Source organism: Paenibacillus sonchi (assembly GCF_016772475.1).
Classification (GTDB): domain Bacteria; phylum Bacillota; class Bacilli; order Paenibacillales; family Paenibacillaceae; genus Paenibacillus_AQ; species Paenibacillus_AQ sonchi.
Map to the genome: position 1 here is coordinate 850,478 of NZ_CP068595.1, position 19,606 is coordinate 870,083.

Sequence of the window (19,606 nt, forward strand, 5' to 3'; positions counted from 1 at the left end):
CTGTTTCCGGCCCGGGCCGGATTAGCCCGCAGCAGAGCTTACAGCGGCTACTTTGCCTCAAAACGCAGGCAAAGCAATGTCCGCATAGTTGTCCTCAAGGAACTTCTTTACTTCCGGGCCGCTGATGCGCTTCGCCAGCTTTTGGATGGCGTCGGAATCCTTGTTGTCCTCGCGGGCCACCAGGGTGATGGTGAATTCGGAGTCGCTTCCTTCGGTGATCAGCGCGTCCTTCTTCGGTGTCAGTCCGAGCGGGCTGGCATAGGCCGGAGTCATTGCCACCAGGTCGGCGTCATCCAGCATGCGGGCCAGCATCAGCAGGTCAACTTCCTGGAACTTGAACTTTTTGGCGTTCTCGGTAATGTCGGCCTGGGTCGCCTGAATGCCCACGCCTTCCTTCAGCTTGATCAGTCCGGCCTTTGCGAACATTTGCAGCGAGCGTCCGGTATTGGAGGGGTCATTCGCCATGACCAGGGTTGCCCCCTCCGGCAGATCGGCAATTGACTTATACCGTTTGGAATAACCGCCGTAGATCGCATCATATACCGGCTGCACCTCCACCAGCTTGGAGCCCTTGCTGGCATTGAACTGCTTCATGTAGGGAACGTGCTGGAAAAAGTTCGCGTCCACTTCCTTATTAGCCAGCGCCTCGTTAGGCTGGACATTGTCAGACAGAATGACGACTTCCATGTCTACGCCGTCTTCCTTGAGCAGCGGCTTCACGATATCAAGGATATCGGTCATTGGCGGAATGAGCGAGGCCACTTTAATTTTGACTGGTTCGGTGGCAGTTGCTGCCGGCGCAGTGGCTTCAGGTGTGCTTTCAATTTTCTTGTTGTTTCCGCAGCCTGCGGCAATCATGACCAATACGAGCAGCATAAGTGTGTATTTCAACGTTTTTTTCATTAGTGCAGTGAACCCCCATTTTTATATATTGTTGTTGTTCTGTTGTTAATAAGCCTAAGGCTCCCGGCCGCTCAGCGTTTATCCAGCAGCCTTGCCAGGGTGCTTCCCGCAAACTGGATAATCTGCACCAGTACAATCATTACGAGAATCGCATAGACCATCACCTCGGTCTCAAAACGCTGATACCCGTAGCGGATGGCGAAATCGCCAACTCCTCCCCCGCCGACCACGCCCATCACGGTTGAAAAGGAAATGAAGCTGATGGTTGAAGCCGTCAGGCCAAGCACCAGGCCCGAACGCGCCTCCACATACAGGAACTTGAAGATCAGCCCGGCCTTCGAGGCTCCCATGGACAGTGCAGCTTCAATGGTACCCTTCGGCACTTCCAGCAAAGACTGCTCCACCAGCCGCGAGTAATAAGCGATAGCGACAATGGACAGCGGCACGGCAGCCGCCATAGTACCGATGGCCGTACCCACCAGGATGCGGGTGAAGGGAATCAATGCAACCACCAGCAGCAGGAACGGAAAAGAACGGACCACGTTGACAATGGTGTTCAGTACAAGCGACAGCGTCTTGTTCTCATAGAGCTGGCCCTTGCGGCAAAAGTATAAAACAGTCCCCAGCGGAAGCCCGAGCAGCACTGCCGCTCCTGCCGAAATGCCGACCATGACAAAAGTTTCCCCGATGGACTCCCACATCTGATCCTGGTATTTCAGCAGATTCTCAAACATGCGCTTCCCCCGCTTTGCCCGTAATCCGCTCACGGTAGCTCCCCGAATGGCCTTTCGGTGCCAGAAAACCGCCGTCTCCGCGGGAAAAGGAATCGACGATCCGTCCGCCTTCCATGACAGATACGTCGGTACAGATCTTCCGCACAACATCCAGCTCATGCGTGACGATGACTACAGTTACCCTCAGCATGTCATTGATATGCTGTAGCACATCAAGGATATCGGCCGTTGTCCCAGGGTCGAGCGCAGAGGTTGGTTCATCGCACAGCAGCAGCTTCGGGCTGTTCGCCAATGCCCGGGCGATCGCCACCCGTTGCCGCTGCCCTCCGCTGAGCTGGGCGGGATATTGGTCTGCCTTGCTCTCCAGGCCGACAAAGTGCAGGCATTCCCGGACCCGCTCCATCCGTCCGCTGCGCGGCGCTCCGGCCAGCTCCAGCGGAATAGCCACATTCCGGCTGACGGTGGCATTGCCCACCAGATTGAACTGCTGGAAGATCATGCCGATCTTCTGCCGTTCCCTGCGCAGCAGCTTCTCCGGCATTTCCGTCAGCAGTCTGCCGTCCAGCGTCACAGTGCCTGCATCTGGACGCTCCAGCAGATTGATCAGCCGCAGCAGGGTGGATTTACCGGCACCGCTGGCCCCGATTATGCCGTGAATAGCTCCGGCCCGAACCTCCAGCGATACCTTATCAACAGCACAATACCGGCCTTCTTTCAGATCGAAGCTTTTGCTTACCCCACTCAGTGCTAGAATATGAAGCCCCCCTTCCAGACTGCCTGGACTTTCCAGATTGCAGCACTAAGACTCGCAACAAAGTGTATTATAATTATTTAAAATCTGTTTTATCAAAAATCTCTTTAAATAATAAGGTATTTTTTTCGCTGTGTCATCATTTTTCTGAAAATGATATATTAAGGTTGTGAAGCATTGTCCGAAAAAGAGCAGCAGCCTTCTTTCCCAAAATGATTCACAAAGCGGTCCCAATGCATACATTGCCTAAGCCATCCTGCAAAATGATTCCCAAGAACTCAAAGCCCGCCAGCAAAACAGTAATTCACAGAACTACAGCAGGACTACAGCAGCACACAAGCAGAAAAGGCTGCGCCGTCCTTGACTGATAAGGCAGCCGTTTTGAATTTCAGTCAGCGTCGCCTGGAGAATCCTGTATGAATCCTTCGGCAATTCCTAATTTGCTCGAACGCCCTATTCTCCGCAGGCAAAGTGGAAAAAAGGTCACTAATTTGCTGGGGCACCCTATTCTCCGCAGGTGAAGTGGAAAAAGGTTAACTAATTCGGCTCATTTCGCTCCCGACGAAGGAATATGGCCCAATTAAGTTTCCTTTTTCCACTTAACTCTCACAATTGTTGATTTTAGTGAGAAATAAGTTCACTTTTTCCAACTAGATAGAGTGAACTTAAGATATTTACATTAGGGACTTTGTCGGGACTCCGGTGAATGTTTGGACTTCCGGCCGCTGTTGTCTGCAGATTTCTTGATTATTCCCGCTGTTCGCGGTGGAAATCCGCAGACAAAGGCGGACGCTACCGCTCCTCCAGTTCCAAACTTCCCCTCCACCCTTTTCCCTTTTGTTAGTTTTTCAAGTTCGCTTTATATAGATGGACGCTTGACCTGGAGATTCCGCCGCTTGTGCCATGGACGCACTGCTTATCTGCTTCTTCGCAAAGGCCAGTTGGAAAAAGGAGAGCGAACCGGGCTGATCTCCACGTGAATCCGCTCAATTCACGTCTACTTATCCCCAACTTTATACACATCTTATCCACAAAAGGGGAATTATAATTTCCTAAATATGCACAAAACACCGCTGATCCCAGATCAGCGGTGCACTCTTTGAATCCCCGATTTCAGCCCGCCCGGCCGTTCAAAAGTAGCCTTCGGCCGGTATCCTAACGTCCTGACAGGAAAGTCCGCAGCCCTGAATCAGGCTGCGGACTTTCCTGTTGTACTAAAGATGCTTCGTGCTGTTTATGAGCCGCTTCTATTTCCGTTGATGCGGATTCCCGTTCTCAAGCTCTGCGCGAATCTTCAGGAACACCTGATAGCTCCGCTCGGCAACCTCTGATATTGCAATCGGATGAAATCCGGGCAGATCGGCATACAGCGTGTCATTCAGCGGTGCCGTCCAGCTGTCCGGCAGCTGTGCAGCCCCCAGCTTCGCTCCCATGATGGAGCCAACGGTAGCACCGTTGCAGTCCGTATCCATTCCCGCATATACCGAAGCCACCACTGCCTTCTCAAAATCACCGCCTCCGTACACCAGTGAGGCGGCGACAATGGCGGCATTGTTATTGGTATGCACCGGATCATAGTGGCTGAACCGGTCCCACAGCCTGCTGACAAGCTCCCGTTCGCTGCCTGCTTTGTGCGCGATTGCAATTCCCTTCAGCACATCACTGGCCAGCCTGCTTGTCTGCGGAATCTCGCTCAGTCCGATTTCCACAATGCGCTCATTATCCAGCCCCGCGAACGCGGCGGAGATCATCGCGGCATAGAACATTTCGCCGTAGATTCCGTTCTTTACATGGGAAAAGGAAGCATCCCGCCAGCCCAGCTCGGCGGCCAGCTCGGGGTAGCCGGCAGCTCCGTAGGCCAGCCCGTCCGCGCGGATGGCTGCGCCGATCCACTCCCGGTACGGATTGAGGTGCATGCGCACCCGCTCCTGCCGCAGCGGCCAATCTTCCGGCTTCTCGCCGTGCAGATGGGAGGTTTCCCGGGCAAAATTCATGTAGGCCTGCGTTTCTGCGGTGCATACCTGGCTATAGGTCAGATGCCCGTGCCACAGCTTGCCGATATCCCACGAATCCCAGTCCAGCCCCTTCTGCTCCAGCAGCATCAGGCCAAGCAGCGTGTAGCGGATATCGTCGTCACTCTCCATATATCTGATCTTCTCTCTGGTGCTTGTGAACGACCAGCCGCTTAAGCCCAGACCATATTCGGCTTCCGCCCGCGAGTGCTCCGGAGTGTAGCCCTTAATCGGCCAGGCATCCGCCCCGCGGAACCACAGCTCAATATTTTCCCAGCCCGGACGCCCGTCCTTGCCATACAGATAATCCCAATACTCCAGCGGCTTGCCCAGCGCACAGCCGACACTTCTGCCCAGCCAGGCTCCGTAGAAGCGGTCCCTCCACTGCTCAGGAGTCCACTCCACCGCCAGCCTGCGCGGCCCTTCCGGACGCAAACGCCGGATCGCTGCGAGCTCCGACGGCTCCTGATACGGGAAGTCTTCTGCCACAGGAAGTGACATCAGTTCCCGGTAAACCTCCATCAGCTTGCCTTCCTCGCTTCCAGCAGCGGCAAGCTTCTCTGCCAGGCTGCCGGTCCGGCAGCCTTCCTCCTCACGCTGCAGCAGCTCCAGCCGCACCGTCTCCTGAAGCTGTTCCCAGCCCGCCATGCGCTATTTCTCTCCCGCCGCAAGCCCATGCTCCCGGTCGAGTCTGTCCAGCGCATCGAACAGCAGCTTCATGAAGGCTTCGCGGTCCACGCCCAGCAGCACCTGTGTATTGGCGGCACGGTCCGGCTTTTTTCTCCGGTCGGCCACCGTCATTCCTCTGGTCAGCCGGCCTTCCGTTTCCACCGTAACGTGCAGATGCTCCGATTCAAACAGCTCCGGCCGCAGCAGCCAGGCCACCGCACACGGATCATGCAGTGCGCTGCCGACATAGCCCATTTTTTTGCCATAAATCGAATAGAAATCAAGCAGCTCGCCTACCATCACGGACACAGGTCCCCGCGATTTCAGCTCCAGAATCTCTTCTTCAAAAATGGCCGCTTTATCCGTCACATCCAGTCCGCTCATTACAATGGGAATCCCGGATTCGAAGACAATTCGCGCCGCTTCGGGGTCCACATAAATATTGAACTCTGCCGTTGCAGTCACATTTCCGTAAGCCAGTCCGCCGCCCATCAGGGAAATCTTCTCGATCTTTTCCTTTACTTCGGGATAAGCTGTAATTAAAAGGGCAATATTCGTAAGCGGTGCCGTCGGCACCAGTGTAATTTTCTCTTCCGATGACCGGATGATCTCCAGCATGAATTCTACCGCGCCCTGTTCCACCGGCTTGAACCTGCTGGCCGGAAGCGCAGGGCCGTCCATGCCGGATTCGCCGTGGGCCTGTTCCCCGGTTACCAGCTTGCCGAGCAGAGGTGCTGCCGCTCCTTTGGCTACGGGGATGTCGGCATTGACAAAGCTGAGCACTTTGAGCGCATTGTCCGTGATTTTATCAAGAATCTGGTTGCCGCCAACCGTGGTAATCCCCCGGATTTCCAGCTGCTCCGGATGAGCCAGCGCAAGCAGAATGGCAATCGCGTCATCATGCCCCGGATCGCAGTCAATAATGATAGGTGTTGGCATCGTCATCGCTCCCTTGTGAGTTTATCTGTAAAAATTATTTGGAAGTAGTAGTCTTCAGCTTCTTGTTCTTCTTCCGTGTTTCGGATACGGCGTAAATGATCAGGCCGATGACGGTCGCCACATAGGGAAGCGTAGCGATCAGCTCCGCCGGAATCTTCAATACCTGAAGGGCATTGGCGAGCGCGTCGGCGGCACCGAACAAAAGTGAGGTTAACGCCGTACCCACTGTCGTGCTCCGGCCCATCGATTCGGCGGCAATCGCAATCCAGCCCCGTCCGGCCACCATATCGCGGGTGAACAGTGACAGATAGCCCATCGACATGTAGGCTCCGCCCAAGCTGGCGAAGAACCCGCTGAGCAGGAGTGCGGTATACTGGATTTTGATCACACTGACTCCGACCGACTGGGCCGCATGCGGATTTTCGCCTACCGAGCGGATACGCAGCCCAAGCGGCGTGCGGTTCAGCAGATAATAAACCACAAGCACAGAGAGAATCGAGAGATAGGTCAAAATATGATGGCCTGAGAGGATCGGGCCCAGCACCGGAATATCCTTCAGCAGCGGAATCTCCACACTCGGCAGCACCTTGCTCGCTAAGGAAGTGGAAGAGCCCTTGTCCCCGCTAAGCAGATACAGAATGAATACTGTACCGCCTGATGCGAACATATTGATCGCCACACCGCCGAGAATAATATGGGTTTTGAATTTCAAGGTGAAAAAAGCCAATATCCCCGCAATAAGCGTTCCTGATAATACTGCTCCCAGCAGTCCGACCCAGGCGCTATGCGTATAGGCACTTACAATGACACCGGTCAAAGCGGAGACGAGCATAATGCCTTCCATCCCGATGTTGATGATGCCCGCGCGGTTTGAGATCAGCGCACCCAGCGCAGCGAACAGAATCGGCGTAGTCACCCGCAGCACCGAAAAGGCAAAATCCGTCGTCAGAATGACGTTCAGCAGACTGTTCATGCTTCCTTGGCCTCCTTCAGCAGCATCCGGTTCTTCCAGAACTTGAGGAATTGCTCAGCGGAAATCAGCAGAATAATAACGGCTTGAATAATGGAGATCATCTCGGACGGCACATCGGACAGCCGTGCCATCAGATCGGCGCCTATCCGGATATAGGCCAGAAACAGCGCAGAGGCGATGACGGACAGCGGGTTGTTTTTGGCCAGCATCGCTACCAGCGCACCATCCAGGCCATATCCCGGCAGCGAGGTCCACTGGAACCGGCTGTACATCCCGAGCACTTCCACCGAGCCGCCCATGCCGGCAATAAATCCGGCGATCAAGTGGACCAGGATAATGACCTTGGCCGTCTTCATTCCAGAATAGCGGGCGAATTCGCGGTTGGCCCCTGTCATCCGCAGCTCGTACCCCCACTTGGTCCGGTAGAGAAACAGATGGGCCAGTACAATCAGCACCAGTACAATAATCAGTCCGGTATGAATCCGGGTGCCCGGGAAAATTTTGCTCAACTGCGCCGTCTTCTCGAATTTAAAGGAAACATTGGCAAAAGCTTTGGCATCCCGCAGGTGATAGTTCAGCAGGTACAGCCCCACGCCAAACAAAATATTATTGAACATCAGTGAAGTTACCAGTTCATTGGCGTTCCACTTGGCCTTGAGAATACCAGGGACCGCTGACAGCAGCGCCCCTACGATGGAGCCTGCGGCAATCGCCACCAGCGGATGCAGCCAGCCGCCCAGACTGAGGTGAATCGCCAGTACAGAAGCAACGACACCGGAGAAATAAAAGATCCCTTCCGCCCCCAGGTTGAACATATTGGCCCGGAACAGTAATGAAACGGCCAGCCCTGTGAACATCAGAGGTATCGCCATCTCAATGACGTTGCCGATATGCCCCTTGGTGGATAACGGCTCCAGCAGGAAGATGCCGATGGTCTTCACCGGCTGGTCGCTGACAAGCGAGATGATCAGAAAGGCAATAATCAGCGCTATGACAATAACCGCCGCTGTCCGGATGGCCTCGAAGTATTTGACTTTAAACATGGTTTACGGCCCTCCCGGTCTGCTCTTTATCCTGCCGGTGGATTCCCAGCATATACAGTCCCAATTCCTCCTCGCTTACCGCAGAAGGTTTATCAAAATAGGCGACAATCTGACCCTCATACATGACAAGGAGGCTGTCGCTGAGCTCCAGAATTTCATTCAAATCCGCCGATACCAGCACAATGGCGCAATGATCCGAGCGCAGCTCCAGCAGCTTCTGGTGAATGAATTGCGCAGCCCCGATGTCCACACCCCGGGTCGGCTGCTCGGCAATGAGCAGCTGCGGATTCGTGGAGCATTCCCTGGCGACAACCACCTTTTGCATGTTGCCCCCGGACAGCATGCCGATCGGCTGCTGCGGGCCGGAGCAGCGCACCTTGAACTCCTCTACCAGCGAAGCTGCCAGAGCGGCAATCTTGGAGCCCTTGAGAAATGGCCCCTTGTTCATATCCTTCGAACGATACCGCGTAGAAATCAGGTTGTCGGCAATGCTGGCCTCTCCAGCAGAGCCTTGGCGCATCCGGTCCTCGGGAATATAAGACACCCCCAGGCCGCGGATGTCCAGGATATCCGCATCACGGATATCTGTCCCTTGTACACGTACTGATCCGCTGGAGGATACGCCGCGCAGGCCGCCGGTCAGCGCCTCGATCAGCTGTGTCTGCCCGTTCCCCTCGACACCGGCGATGCCGACAATCTGTCCTTCGCGGACCGAGAAGCTGACCTCGGACAACAGCGCTTTTCCTTGGCTGTCTGTGACGCCCAGCCGGTCCACCGCAAGCACCGGCTGGCCGAGGGAGGTCTTGTCCTTCTCATATTTCAGCACCACATCCCGGCCGACCATCAGCCGCGAGATTTCCTGCTCGCTTACTTCGCTCGTCTGAAAGACGCCTTCGCTTCTGCCGCCGCGCATAATGGTAATCCGGTCGCAGATCGCTTTGACTTCCTTCAGCTTGTGCGAGATAAATACGATCGTATGTCCCTGCCCCTTAAGCTGCTGCAGCTCATGGAACAGCTCCTCCGTTTCCTGCGGGGTCAGCACTGCCGTCGGCTCGTCGAGGATGAGGATTTGGGCGCCGCGCACGAGCGCCTTCAGAATCTCCACCTTCTGCTTCATGCCGACGGTCAGGTCCTCCACCTTCGCTTTGGGATTCACCGCGAGGTTGTATTTGCGCGCCGTCTCCTCCGTCAGACGCACCGCTTCGCTATAATCGAAGCCTACGCCTTTGCGCGGCTCCATGCCCAGCACCATATTTTCCGCCACGGTAAAAGAAGGCACCAGCATGAAATGCTGATGAACCATGCCGATGCCGCGGTCAATCGCATCCTGCGGGGACTGGAGCCTTACTTTGTCTCCCCGGATGTAGATCTCACCGTCACTTGGCTCTTCCATCCCGAACATAATCTTCATCAGAGTGGATTTGCCCGCACCGTTCTCTCCTGCAATCGCATGGATTTCTCCTTCGCGCAAAGAAAATGCAACGTTCTTGTTCGCAACAACGCCGTTCGGATACACTTTGGTGATTCCCCGCATTTCCAGCAGAGCATTTGCCATGGGTCATCAACGCCTTTCAACTTGGGTAATCTGCAAAAATAGGCAGCTGGAACTCTTCGTAACGAAGAGATTCCAACTGCGGGAGCCGGCTTACCGGTGTGACTTAAGGTTTAACGGCATTACGGATGGCTTCAACCTCAGAGGTTTCCATGCCCATTGCGTTGTCGACCGTAATTTCCTTGTTGATCAGCTTTTGCTTCACTTCTTCCACTTTGGCCTGCAGGTCTGCCGGAAATACATTCTTGTAAATGTCGTTCTCAGCGATGCCTACGCCATCTTCCACAAAGCCCAGCACATCGCGTTTGCCCATCTCCAGCGTGCCGTCCTGCAGTTTTTTCACTGCGCCAAGAATGGCCATGTCGATCTTTTTAATAGCGGAGGTGACAATCAGATTGGCTTTTTCGCTGTCCGTGTCCTTGAGCAGCATCGCCTGGTCGGAATCGACGCCGATCGCGTATTTGGTCTTCTCCTTCGCTGCATCAAAAATGCCAAGCCCCGTGCCGCCCGCGACGTTGAAAATCACATCCACGCCCGAGTTATACTGGATCAGCGACAATTCCTTGCCCTTCGCCGGGTTCACAAAGTCGCCCGCATACGATACGGCCACCTTCACATCGGGATCTACATACTGCGCTCCCTGAATGTAGCCGACGAGAAAGGCGTTGATTCCGGGAATATCCATCCCGCCTACGAATCCGATCACGTTCTCCTTGTTGGCGTTTGGCATATCGGATTGTGTAGCAAGCGCCGCTACCGCTCCTGCCAGGAATGAAACCTCATTAGTCGAATAGGACATGTTGTACATATTCTCTGGTGCTTCTTCGATGTCGGTGTCGTAGTTGATGAATTTTTTGTCCGGATTTGCTTCCGCTGTCGCATTGAACATTTCGGTAATTTCCGATCCGCCGGAGATCACAACATCCCAATCTTCAGCAGCGATATCGTTAAAAGTCGGCTCCCATTTTGTCTTGTCCGCGCCCATTTCCACGACTTTCGTCTCCGCGCCAAGCTCGTCCTTCACCTTCTGCAGGCCGCTGTTGGCTGCATCAAAAAACGACTTATCCCCCAGTGTTCCCGGAATCAGCAGCACAACCTTCAGCTTGTCCCCTGCGGCAGCTTCTCCGCCCTCCGCATTCGTTCCCGTATTGGCAGCATTTTTATTGCCGGACGAATTGCTTCCGCAAGCCGTAACCAGTACCATTACCGCCAGCAACAATAAAGCGAGCACATTCTTTTTCATTGTCTAAGTTCACACCCCTGTTTGTATTGGATTAACGCTGAACCAATAGCATAATGTCCCAATTGCACGTTTTGTTAACCGGGCAGCAGGAAGCAGCATTCATGAAAGACGGTTGAAATTCTGAAAATTAGCAAATTACTATGAAAAACAAACATTACGTGTTACATTCCCACCTTAAACCGGGTAAATTCCGAACAAGATGGCCAGTCCAGTTGTGAATCTTCGGTTTAATTGATAAGATCATAACAAATGAAAACATAAATATTTATATATTTTCGGTCAACTTTTTGTACGATTCGGCTAAAAGACGATAAACGGAGGTTCATCATGGATCGGGTCCTATATATTGTAAATGCAGAGCATGAAGCGAATACTTATATTCCGCCGCATCAGCATGAATGTTTTGAGCTGGTCTATTATATCCACGGTCATGGGACTACGAGTATTGGACCGCGCAGCTTTCATTTCCGTCCCTTCACCTTTGCCCTGATCCCGCCCAATTTCAAGCATGACGAAAATCATCAGCCAAGCCCGGAGGTTCTCTTCGTTGGCTTCCACTGCGGAAATCCGATTATCAATACACTGTCCGGTGTCTACGATGACGATAAGGAACATACCGTGCTGCAAACACTGCTGCGGATGAACGAAGAGTTCAAGCGCAAGCGCGACGGGTTCGCCGAGCTGCTGAATCTGCAGATGAGCGAAGTCACTGTGTATCTCCAGCGGCTGCTTGCCGCGTCGGATTTTCATTCTCCGGCAGAAGACCAAATGCAGTATGTACTGAATTATATGAACGAGCATTACCGCCACAAGCTTTCGATCACATCGCTGGCTGAAATGTCCGGTTACAGCTATGACCGGTTCCGGCATCTGTTTAAGGAAAGATTTGGCCATTCCCCCACCGTTATCTTTTACTGAAGCGCCTGGATTATGCCAAGTCCCTGCTGCTGCATACCCAAATGCATATCTCCGGGGTATCTGCGGCTGCCGGGTTCGTGAACGATGCCCAATTCTGCAATATGTTCAAAAGAGAGATCGGCCTCTCCCCGCGCACTTTCCGCCTCCGGAGCAAGGTCAAATAGCAGCTTTTGTGCATAAATGTTGGATTTGTTCACTCCCCTGAACACCGTCCTGTGCACTTTTCTCATGTTGCTCCACTGTTCTGTTCACGGTGTGAAGCTTATACTGGTACTATGAACAATAGAGAACAGCCGTGACCGTACATCCGCGTACACAGAGAATTAGGGGGATGCTTATGAGACTGAACAAGGCCGGCAATAAAAGAGCGCTGTACAGCAGAATATTGGTCAGTATGACGTTATGTGTGTCCTTAACCTTCCTAGCCTCCACCATCATCTATTACAACTATTATATTGGCGTAGAAAAAACGCAGGCTTTCCGCTCCGACCTCGGCAATCTCACGCAAACGAGCAAAGAGGTGGTCAACATGACCGATGCGGCGCAATCGCTTTCATTCCAGATCTACCGCAACAGCACCGTTTCCAAAATTGTGTTCTACGACAAGCCGGATATCTATGATGTCACGGCTGCCATGTCCGAACTGGGGAATTACCTCAGCTCCATGCCGTATATTGAATCCATCTATGTCTACAATCCCAAAAGCGCCAGGCTGTACATCGCCTCCTCCCACGGCCAGAACGGCGTCTTTACCGAGCAGGAGCTGGTGGACAGAAATATCCTGGATATTCTGAACCACTACCAGGAATACAAGCCGTTCACGCCCATTCCGCGTGTGTATTCCAATGGTGCTGCGGAGAACGGTCAGGTCCGGGCTTATACCTTCCTGTGCTACGATGCGATTGGCTGGGACAGGGCCATTAATTCAGCCGTAATTGTGAACATTTCCGCTCCCTGGATTAACAAAGAAATCACCAGTCCCGTGGACTCCAAGAGCGACACTTTTATTCTTGCGGATCAGGGCAAGCTGCTGTCTGTGGACAGTCTGGAACCACACCGCTTGTCTCCGCTGGAAGCAGCTTGGGTCCAGCAGCGGATTCAGGGACGGGAGGCCGGTTATTTTATCGGCCAATTCGGCGGGGTCAACTCGCTGATCTCTTATACGGCGCCGGATGATCTAAGCTGGCAGTATGTGCGCATCACACCGTATGACATCATTATCAAGCAGACCAACAGCATCCGCAACGCCACCCTGCTGATTGCTGCGCTGATTTTCGTAGGAGGCCTTGCCTTTTCCTGGCTCATGTCGCGCCGAGTGTATCTGCCGATTGACCGGATTGTCCGGGAGATGAATATTCTCGAAGGCGAAAAACGCGACAGCATGTTCACCATCCGGCAAAATACGCTGCGCGATCTGATTCTCGGCCTCAAGCCGCTGCAATCCATCCAGCAGGTCGAGAAGCTGCGGCAGCTCGGCATTCATTTTACCTTCGACGATGATTACCGTTTGATTCTGCTGCGGATTGACAATTACCAGGAGTTCAGAGAGTCCCGCTCCTCGTATCTGCTTGCCTATAAGTTCGCCATTATGAACATCGCTTCAGAGATTTGCGGCCAGACCTACCGCGTAGAGACGGTAGATATGAATGATGACGGCATTCTGGTTCTTCTGAATATTGTGGACCCCAAGGAATACACGGACACAGAACTGATTGAGACGCTGCTCCGCCAGATTCAGCAGGCCTGCTCCGATTATCTGAAGGTCAGCCTGACGCTTGCCTACAGCCATATAGACCACAATCCCGTGCAGCTGCATCAGCTCTACAAGCAGGTTAGAGAAGCATCGAACCACAGATTGTTCTTCGGCCATGGCTGCATCATCAGCGCCCAGTCCATCTGTGCCCTTCAAGCTAACATTTATCACTACCCTACCGAAAAAGAGAAAAAGCTCACCGACGCGCTGATGAGCGGCAAAATCGACGAGGCCCGGGAGCAGTTCAGCAGCATTATCCGGGAGACGGCAGACTATCCGTTTCCATCGGTGCAGCTGGCTGTATCCCGGCTCAGTGTGACGATCAAGGAGATCCTCATCAACATCCAAAAACGTAACCGTTTACAAAATGAAGGCACTGCTGAGCTGCCAGCTTTGGATTCGGTCGAAACCGTTGATGCGCTGGAGCAGGCCTTTTTCGCTCTCTTTAGTGAAATGCACGAACAGCTGGCCGAGAAAAAACTCCAAGCAGCATGACCTGGTCCGCCAGATCAATCAAAAGATCAACGAAGCTTATATGGAGCCGAGTCTAAGCCTGAACCAGATTGCTGATGAACTGGATATGTCGCCGATCTACATCAGCCGCCTCTATAAGCAGCAGACGCTGACCAGTATCGTGGATGTCATTCTGGAGGTGCGGATGCGCGAGGTCTGCAGCCTGCTGGAGAATACCGGTCTGCCGGTGACCACCATCGCCGAACGCTGCGGCTTCACCAGCAGCTCCTACCTGCACCGGATGTTCAAGCGCAGCTTCGGCACCACCCCTACCGACTACCGGCGTTCCAGGCAGGCATAGTGTCATCTAAGACACCCCTTTAGGCTTGTCTTTGTATTATTAGGTCAGCCAGAAACTACTGGTTGGCCTATTCTTGTATGTGTTTTAATTTAGTTAAAAAAAATCAATCGTTTTGACGGTCAGCTCCGTCTTACTTGTGAAAACATATTTTGGGGCGACTTCTTCCATAGTGAGGCACAAACAAGGAAGAAGGGGGTGTTGAATGGTGGAGAACATAATGAACAAGGCCAATACAGCGGATCTTGCGCTGATGGATGAAGAGGTATTCTTTCAGCGGCTTGCGGGCGAGCACCGGAAACTGTATGCGATCGCGTACAGCTATCTGCGTTCCGAGGCGGATGCCCTGGAAGCGGTGCAGGAAGCGTCGTGCCGGGCCTGGATGAAGCGCAAAAAGCTCAAAAACGAGCAGGCATTCACGCCCTGGCTAATCCGGATTACCATCAACTGCTGCATGGATGAGCTGCGGCGCAAAAAGCGCGTCTTTCCGGCGGAGAAGCTGGAGGAGAAGGAAACCCAGGAGATGAGGAGCAGCGACCGGCTCGATCTGGAGCGGGCGATGAACCGGATGAAGCCGAAATACCGGCATGTCGTGATGCTCAAATATTACCAGGATATGACGAGTGCCGAAATTGCCAAGGTGCTGAACAAGCCCGAAGGCACGATCAAAACCTGGCTGCGCGAAGGACTCAAGCAGTTGCGGAACTATTTGTGAACATGCGGGAGGTGGCTGAAATGTCTGAGAAAGAAGAGCGCATCCTGAAGCAGGATGCCCAGGAGGTCAATCTAAATGCGGAGACGATTCGGGAAATGAAAATATTTAATGCAATGCGTAACGGAGTAGCGCAGGGAAAAAAACGCAGCAAGCGGCGTTTCTATTCTTACGGAGCGGGGGCGGTACTGGCCGCGGCGGCAGCCGTCTTTCTGATCTTCTTCCCCATCGGCCTGCCAGCCGGAGGTACGGACGATTTCGACCCCGGCGGTTCAGTGCAGGCGGCCAGCACCAAAAGCTGGGATGATTTTGCGGCCTATCGCAACCAGCCATTACACAATCGGCTGGTTGCCGACATACTGGAACGAAATCTGGTCATACCGGTCCGCCAAAGCGCAACAAACAAAGGATACCGCATGGATGTGGATGGCGCCGTCACGGATGGCCGTAAAGTGTATATCCTGTTCAGCGTGCACAACGATACGGATAAAGAAATCACACCCGCGGATACGAAAATTCAATTCGGGGATTTCGAGGTTCCATATCCGCATCGAGGCGCAGCCCTGGAAATGGCTTACGATAGTGAATCCCGGATTCCGCCCGGCCAAAGCAAGGATTATATTTATTCCACCAACTATCCGGGTTCCATCGCCTATTCCAAGGATGTGAAGTTCACTCTGATTCTCACCGAAACGTCCGACCAGGCGCTCGCTTCCAGCAGCAACAAATACCGGACCGGCCTGGAGGTATCGTTCGAGCTTGATCCGGCCAGATTCAAGGACCAAGAGCATACACTGCCTGTGGATCGCACGCTGACGGTGGACGGTCAAAAGATCAAAGTGCTCCAGGTGGAGTATACTCCGCTTAATACCTATGTCGATCTGGAGTATGACAAGGCGAACACCAAACGGATTTTCAGCCTGCTTAATCCTGTTCTGATCGCAACCACCGGGAGTCAAACCGATAAATTGGTTTATCCGGGCAGAATCACGGCCGATAATTCCGAGGTGTACAAAGACCAATCGCAGGCAACGCTGGTGTTCAAGCATACCGGGCTTAACCAGCCGGATTCCGCCTCGCTGAAGATTGCCGGTATCTCGGCCCTGGAGCCGGACCGCATGAAATTTGCGGTCGATCTGAACAAGCAGCAAGTTATTGAAGCCCCGACAAACGATTGGGAAATTGTCACATCCAAGCAAGAACATAATGCAACAGAGGCAGAGATTCTGCTCCGGCGCAAAGTGACCAACCTGTTTTATTATACCGATTCGCAAGGGGCGGTGCAGGCGGAGTACATCGGCGCAAGCCTGGCCGACAAATTTACCGATGCGAAGGGCCAGGTGCATGAAAGAACGAATCGGGAAACTGCACTACACAATTTCGGCGGCACCACGATCTCTAGTGATGGTACGGGTATGGATGAGATGAGTTTATTTTTTGACAGTCAAGCTGCAGATTACCCGCAGCCGCTTACCCTATCAGTTGAACGCATCTGGAATCCAATTTTGGAGACGCAGAGTATCGAGCTGTTCTCCAAGAAATAGAAGCTTACCGCAGATATCGCAAAAGCGTGTATCCCTTAGAATAGATAATCTCCAGATACTCGGACTCGGAGACACACTCTTCCCTCCTCCCCTTTGTCCCGAAAGATGACAAAGGGGCTCTTTGTCTTGTCCTGATGAACTTAGGAATTACCATAAAGGTGTATAGTAACGGAGGGGAAGTTTGGAACTGTAGGAGCGAACGCGTCCGCCTTTATGTTTGGATTTCTACCGCAATCGCGGTATGAATGAGGAAATCCAAACATAACAGCGGCCGGAAGTCCAAACATTCCCTGGAGTTACGACCAGCACCAAGTATGACAGCTCCTATGTTCATCAGGACTTCATCCAAACAGCAAGAAGCCCCGCCAGCCAACAGGCTTTCGGGGCAACTCCTTTACTTAATACCTTTTTCAGCAGTATAAGCGTTCCACTGCTTCGTCCATTCGGCCTGAATCTTTTCCAGACCCGCCTGTTTGGCCTTCTGCATAAAGGTTTCCAGCCCTTTGTCCACATCCGCTACCAGTCCCGCCTCCAGCGGAAACAGGTACTGCTTCTCTACCTGCTCCAGGGCGGCTTTCTCTGCCTGATAAGAGGTGTAGTCCTCGGCAAATCCCAGGAACAGGTCCGGCTTCTGGATCTTGTCCAGCTCCTCAAAAATTGCCTTCACCCCGTCAAAGCCCTTGTCGAACAACATGAATTCCGGATTTCTCCACGCCCAGCCGTTCATGCCTTCCCGGGTGAAGCCATTGGATGTGCTCGTGCCGACCAGCTTGTAATAGCCGTCCTCCACCGTGTAGTTCTTGCCTTCAATTCCGTATTGCGTCAACTGGTTATACCGTTTGTCCAGAACCAGCTTCTGATAGAAAGCGAGTGCCCGCTCGGGATTTTTGCTGCTCTTCGGAATCGCAAAACCATTGTGTATAGGATGTACGGGTGTTGCATAACCTGTGGTTTTGCCGAACGGATAGTAGGCCAGCTCCCAATCGGGATGTGTGGTGCTGATCTTCATCTTCATGTCATTATAGCGCGTCGGGTTATCCCCGAACATGCTGGCTGCTTTGCCGGAAGTAATCGGGTCCTGCATCGTATCCTTGATATTCAGCACATTCTTGGGAATAAAACCTTTGTCTGCCCAGCGCTTCATGGTTTTCAGTTCTTCTTTTTGCTCATCGGAGCCCCAGTAGGAGTACACTGTAGTTGGCGATTCATACTTCACGCCCATGCCGTACGGCAGAGCGCCAACCATTTTGTTCAGCTCGGTATAAATGTAATGAAGATTGTTCCCAATATCACTGTTCAGGGACATTGGCATCAAATCCGGCTCGTTTTTGGCAATGCCGTCCATGTAGGCTTCATAGCTGGCCAGATCCGTTGGGGCTGGAAGATTATATTTCTTGCGCAGATCCTCACGGTATACAAAACCGTTGGTCACATATTCTTTATAGGTTGCGGGAACGGTGTAGATTTTGCCGTCCACCTTCACATCTTCCCACATGGTTTCAGGAACGAATTTCTGCAGCTCCGGAGCAGCTTTGGGCAGCAGATCATCCAGCGGCAGGAAGGCGCCCCGTTTGGCATAGGATTGGTACTGGGTCCAGTCCGCTGTAAAAATCAGATCAATCGCCTGGCCCGAAGAGAGCAGCAGCTTGTATTTCTGATCCCAGTCCGTCCAGCTCGTATAGTTGAACTTCACGGTAGCATTCAGTTCCTCCTGGGCCATCTTGTTGATTTCATCCTGAATGACCGGCAGATCCTTGGGAGCGTCGCCAAGCATGTAGAACTGCAGCTCCACCTTCTTCGAGGTGTCAATTCCGGTGTCCGCTGCGGCTGCGGCGTTGCCCTCTGTTTTCACGGCTGTATTGCTTCCGCCCTCTGTCCCCGCGCTGTCTTTGTTCCCGTTACTGTTATTGCCGCCGCATCCCGCAAGAAGCGAAAGGGCCAGCGCAGCCATTGTAAGCGTTACTAGTGTTTTTCTGCCTGTTGTCTTTTTCATATGAACCCTCCTAAACGTTTTGTAAGCCTAGCTCCCTGAATTCACCTCGTACAAAACTGTCTTCATCTTGTAACTCTATGTTAGCCGAATAACAAAAGCCCGGTAATGGTGCTTTCTGCCATACGGTTCTAACCTTTTACAGCCCCAATCGTTAGTCCCTTCACAAAATAGCGCTGGATGAACGGGTACAAAAACAGGATGGGTCCGGTAACAATGATAGCCATCGCCATCTTGGTCGATTCGGTAGGCAAATCGCTGCCCAGGCTTACTCCGGTACCTGCGCCCATATTGGCAATGAAAGCCGCCGAATTGATGACATTGTACAGATGGAACTGCAGCTGGTACTTATGGGGGTCATTGATGAACAGTGAAGATGAGAACCAGTCGTTCCAGTAGGCCAGAGCGAGGAAGAGGCCAACCGTGGCGATGCCGGGCATCGACAGCTGGAGCACAATCCTCCAATAGATTTTGAAATCACCGGCCCCGTCGATCTTGGCGGATTCGAACAGCTCCTCTGGGACGGCGGAACGGATGAAATTTTTCATCAGAATAATCAGGAACGGCGTCATCAGCCCCGGAAAAATCAGTGCCCCGTACGAATCAGTGAGATGCAGATATTTGGTCATCATAATGTACCAGGGCACCAGTCCCCCGCCGAACAGGGTAGTGAAGTAAATGTAGAACGAGAAGGTATTGCGATATTTAAAATCCTTGCGGGCCAGCACATAACCGGCCATCGTCATAAAAAACAGCCCCAGCGTCGTGCCCGTCACCGTTGTAAACAGCGTAACGCCATATGCCCGCAGCACCTCGTCCGGGAAGGTGAACACCGTTTTGTACCCCTCCAGCGAGAATTGCGCCGGTATCAGATGATATCCATCCTTAATAATCGAATCATTGGCCGTCAAGGAAGCCGAAATAATCAGCAGGAACGGGACCAGACAGGCCAGCGAGCCGAGAATGATAACCGTGTAGGCAAGCCCCTGCAGCAGCCTTGTATAATGATCGTCTTTGATATGCATGCTCTTTTTCTCCTTCCGTATCATGTCCGGCATC

The 19,606-nt window shown here is 53.0% G+C and carries 17 protein-coding genes; 6 read left to right on the top strand and 11 right to left on the bottom strand.

Annotation, left to right across the window (positions count from 1 at the left end; genetic code table 11):
- Nucleotides 1–57: 57 nt before the first annotated feature.
- The 9 genes from JI735_RS03865 to JI735_RS03905 form a co-directional block, all read right to left on the bottom strand.
- On the bottom strand, nucleotides 58–903 hold the full coding sequence (locus JI735_RS03865) for a MetQ/NlpA family ABC transporter substrate-binding protein (protein ID WP_039835125.1): 846 nt from the start codon (nucleotides 901–903) through the stop codon (nucleotides 58–60).
- Between the two features lie 71 nt (nucleotides 904–974).
- On the bottom strand, nucleotides 975–1,637 hold the full coding sequence (locus tag JI735_RS03870; RefSeq protein ID WP_202677081.1) for a methionine ABC transporter permease: 663 nt from the start codon (nucleotides 1,635–1,637) through the stop codon (nucleotides 975–977).
- The gene (locus tag JI735_RS03875; RefSeq protein WP_083886631.1) at nucleotides 1,630–2,391 is read right to left on the bottom strand and encodes a methionine ABC transporter ATP-binding protein; all 762 of its coding nucleotides are present in this window, start codon (nucleotides 2,389–2,391) and stop codon (nucleotides 1,630–1,632) included. The genes JI735_RS03870 and JI735_RS03875 overlap by 8 nt, the downstream gene beginning before the upstream one ends.
- 1,244 nt (nucleotides 2,392–3,635) lie before the next feature.
- Nucleotides 3,636–5,048 carry an ADP-ribosylglycohydrolase family protein gene (locus tag JI735_RS03880; RefSeq protein WP_202677082.1) on the bottom strand — a complete coding sequence of 471 codons (1,413 nt, stop codon included), beginning with the start codon at nucleotides 5,046–5,048 and terminating at the stop codon, nucleotides 3,636–3,638.
- Nucleotides 5,049–5,051: 3 nt separating this feature from the next.
- Nucleotides 5,052–6,008, bottom strand: coding sequence for a nucleoside hydrolase (locus JI735_RS03885; RefSeq protein ID WP_039835120.1), 957 nt, complete (start codon nucleotides 6,006–6,008; stop codon nucleotides 5,052–5,054).
- Between the two features lie 34 nt (nucleotides 6,009–6,042).
- A complete protein-coding gene (locus JI735_RS03890; protein WP_039835119.1) occupies nucleotides 6,043–6,981 on the bottom strand; it encodes an ABC transporter permease in 939 nt (312 codons plus the stop codon).
- Nucleotides 6,978–8,024, bottom strand: coding sequence for an ABC transporter permease (locus JI735_RS03895; RefSeq protein WP_039835118.1), 1,047 nt, complete (start codon nucleotides 8,022–8,024; stop codon nucleotides 6,978–6,980). The genes JI735_RS03890 and JI735_RS03895 overlap by 4 nt, the downstream gene beginning before the upstream one ends.
- Nucleotides 8,017–9,579, bottom strand: a complete 1,563-nt coding sequence (locus JI735_RS03900; protein ID WP_202677083.1) for an ABC transporter ATP-binding protein — start codon at nucleotides 9,577–9,579, stop codon at nucleotides 8,017–8,019. The genes JI735_RS03895 and JI735_RS03900 overlap by 8 nt, the downstream gene beginning before the upstream one ends.
- 103 nt (nucleotides 9,580–9,682) lie before the next feature.
- The gene (locus JI735_RS03905; protein WP_202677084.1) at nucleotides 9,683–10,819 is read right to left on the bottom strand and encodes a BMP family ABC transporter substrate-binding protein; all 1,137 of its coding nucleotides are present in this window, start codon (nucleotides 10,817–10,819) and stop codon (nucleotides 9,683–9,685) included.
- 327 nt (nucleotides 10,820–11,146) lie between these two features.
- Between JI735_RS03905 and JI735_RS03910 the strand changes: the two genes are divergently transcribed.
- From JI735_RS03910 to JI735_RS03925, 6 genes are all read left to right on the top strand, one after another.
- On the top strand, nucleotides 11,147–11,737 hold the full coding sequence (locus JI735_RS03910; protein WP_233476232.1) for an AraC family transcriptional regulator: 591 nt from the start codon (nucleotides 11,147–11,149) through the stop codon (nucleotides 11,735–11,737).
- A 29-nt stretch (nucleotides 11,738–11,766) separates the two neighbouring features.
- Nucleotides 11,767–11,901 (top strand): hypothetical protein, encoded by a 135-nt coding sequence (locus tag JI735_RS35270; protein WP_233476447.1) that lies wholly within the window; start codon nucleotides 11,767–11,769, stop codon nucleotides 11,899–11,901.
- Nucleotides 11,902–12,074: 173 nt separating this feature from the next.
- A complete protein-coding gene (locus JI735_RS03915; RefSeq protein WP_233476233.1) occupies nucleotides 12,075–13,985 on the top strand; it encodes an AraC family transcriptional regulator in 1,911 nt (636 codons plus the stop codon).
- Complete coding sequence (locus JI735_RS35275; RefSeq protein ID WP_233476234.1) at nucleotides 13,939–14,304, top strand: helix-turn-helix domain-containing protein; 366 nt, start codon at nucleotides 13,939–13,941, stop codon at nucleotides 14,302–14,304. The genes JI735_RS03915 and JI735_RS35275 overlap by 47 nt, the downstream gene beginning before the upstream one ends.
- Nucleotides 14,305–14,506: 202 nt before the next feature.
- The gene (locus tag JI735_RS03920) at nucleotides 14,507–15,016 is read left to right on the top strand and encodes a sigma-70 family RNA polymerase sigma factor (RefSeq protein ID WP_020429572.1); all 510 of its coding nucleotides are present in this window, start codon (nucleotides 14,507–14,509) and stop codon (nucleotides 15,014–15,016) included.
- A 20-nt stretch (nucleotides 15,017–15,036) separates the two neighbouring features.
- Nucleotides 15,037–16,557, top strand: coding sequence for a DUF4179 domain-containing protein (locus JI735_RS03925; protein ID WP_202677085.1), 1,521 nt, complete (start codon nucleotides 15,037–15,039; stop codon nucleotides 16,555–16,557).
- 394 nt (nucleotides 16,558–16,951) lie between these two features.
- On the opposite strand, the gene JI735_RS03930 is transcribed toward JI735_RS03925, so the two are convergent.
- Entirely contained in the window at nucleotides 16,952–18,550 is a 1,599-nt protein-coding gene (locus tag JI735_RS03930; protein ID WP_039832126.1) for an extracellular solute-binding protein, read from the bottom strand.
- A 128-nt stretch (nucleotides 18,551–18,678) separates the two neighbouring features.
- Nucleotides 18,679–19,572, bottom strand: coding sequence for a carbohydrate ABC transporter permease (locus JI735_RS03935; protein WP_039789274.1), 894 nt, complete (start codon nucleotides 19,570–19,572; stop codon nucleotides 18,679–18,681).
- Nucleotides 19,573–19,606 lie beyond the last annotated feature (34 nt).

Bases quoted from the DNA above. Each gene is read 5' to 3' on its own strand.
- JI735_RS03865 (WP_039835125.1), bottom strand. From the start codon at position 903: ATGAAAAAAACGTTGAAATACACACTTATGCTGCTCGTATTGGTCATG.
- JI735_RS03870 (WP_202677081.1), bottom strand. From the start codon at position 1,637: ATGTTTGAGAATCTGCTGAAATACCAGGATCAGATGTGGGAGTCCATC.
- JI735_RS03880 (WP_202677082.1), bottom strand. From the start codon at position 5,048: ATGGCGGGCTGGGAACAGCTTCAGGAGACGGTGCGGCTGGAGCTGCTG.
- JI735_RS03885 (WP_039835120.1), bottom strand. From the start codon at position 6,008: ATGCCAACACCTATCATTATTGACTGCGATCCGGGGCATGATGACGCG.
- JI735_RS03890 (WP_039835119.1), bottom strand. From the start codon at position 6,981: ATGAACAGTCTGCTGAACGTCATTCTGACGACGGATTTTGCCTTTTCG.
- JI735_RS03895 (WP_039835118.1), bottom strand. From the start codon at position 8,024: ATGTTTAAAGTCAAATACTTCGAGGCCATCCGGACAGCGGCGGTTATT.
- JI735_RS03900 (WP_202677083.1), bottom strand. From the start codon at position 9,579: ATGGCAAATGCTCTGCTGGAAATGCGGGGAATCACCAAAGTGTATCCG.
- JI735_RS03905 (WP_202677084.1), bottom strand. From the start codon at position 10,819: ATGAAAAAGAATGTGCTCGCTTTATTGTTGCTGGCGGTAATGGTACTG.
- JI735_RS03910 (WP_233476232.1), top strand. From the start codon at position 11,147: ATGGATCGGGTCCTATATATTGTAAATGCAGAGCATGAAGCGAATACT.
- JI735_RS03915 (WP_233476233.1), top strand. From the start codon at position 12,075: ATGAGACTGAACAAGGCCGGCAATAAAAGAGCGCTGTACAGCAGAATA.
- JI735_RS03920 (WP_020429572.1), top strand. From the start codon at position 14,507: ATGGTGGAGAACATAATGAACAAGGCCAATACAGCGGATCTTGCGCTG.
- JI735_RS03925 (WP_202677085.1), top strand. From the start codon at position 15,037: ATGTCTGAGAAAGAAGAGCGCATCCTGAAGCAGGATGCCCAGGAGGTC.
- JI735_RS03930 (WP_039832126.1), bottom strand. From the start codon at position 18,550: ATGAAAAAGACAACAGGCAGAAAAACACTAGTAACGCTTACAATGGCT.
- JI735_RS03935 (WP_039789274.1), bottom strand. From the start codon at position 19,572: ATGCATATCAAAGACGATCATTATACAAGGCTGCTGCAGGGGCTTGCC.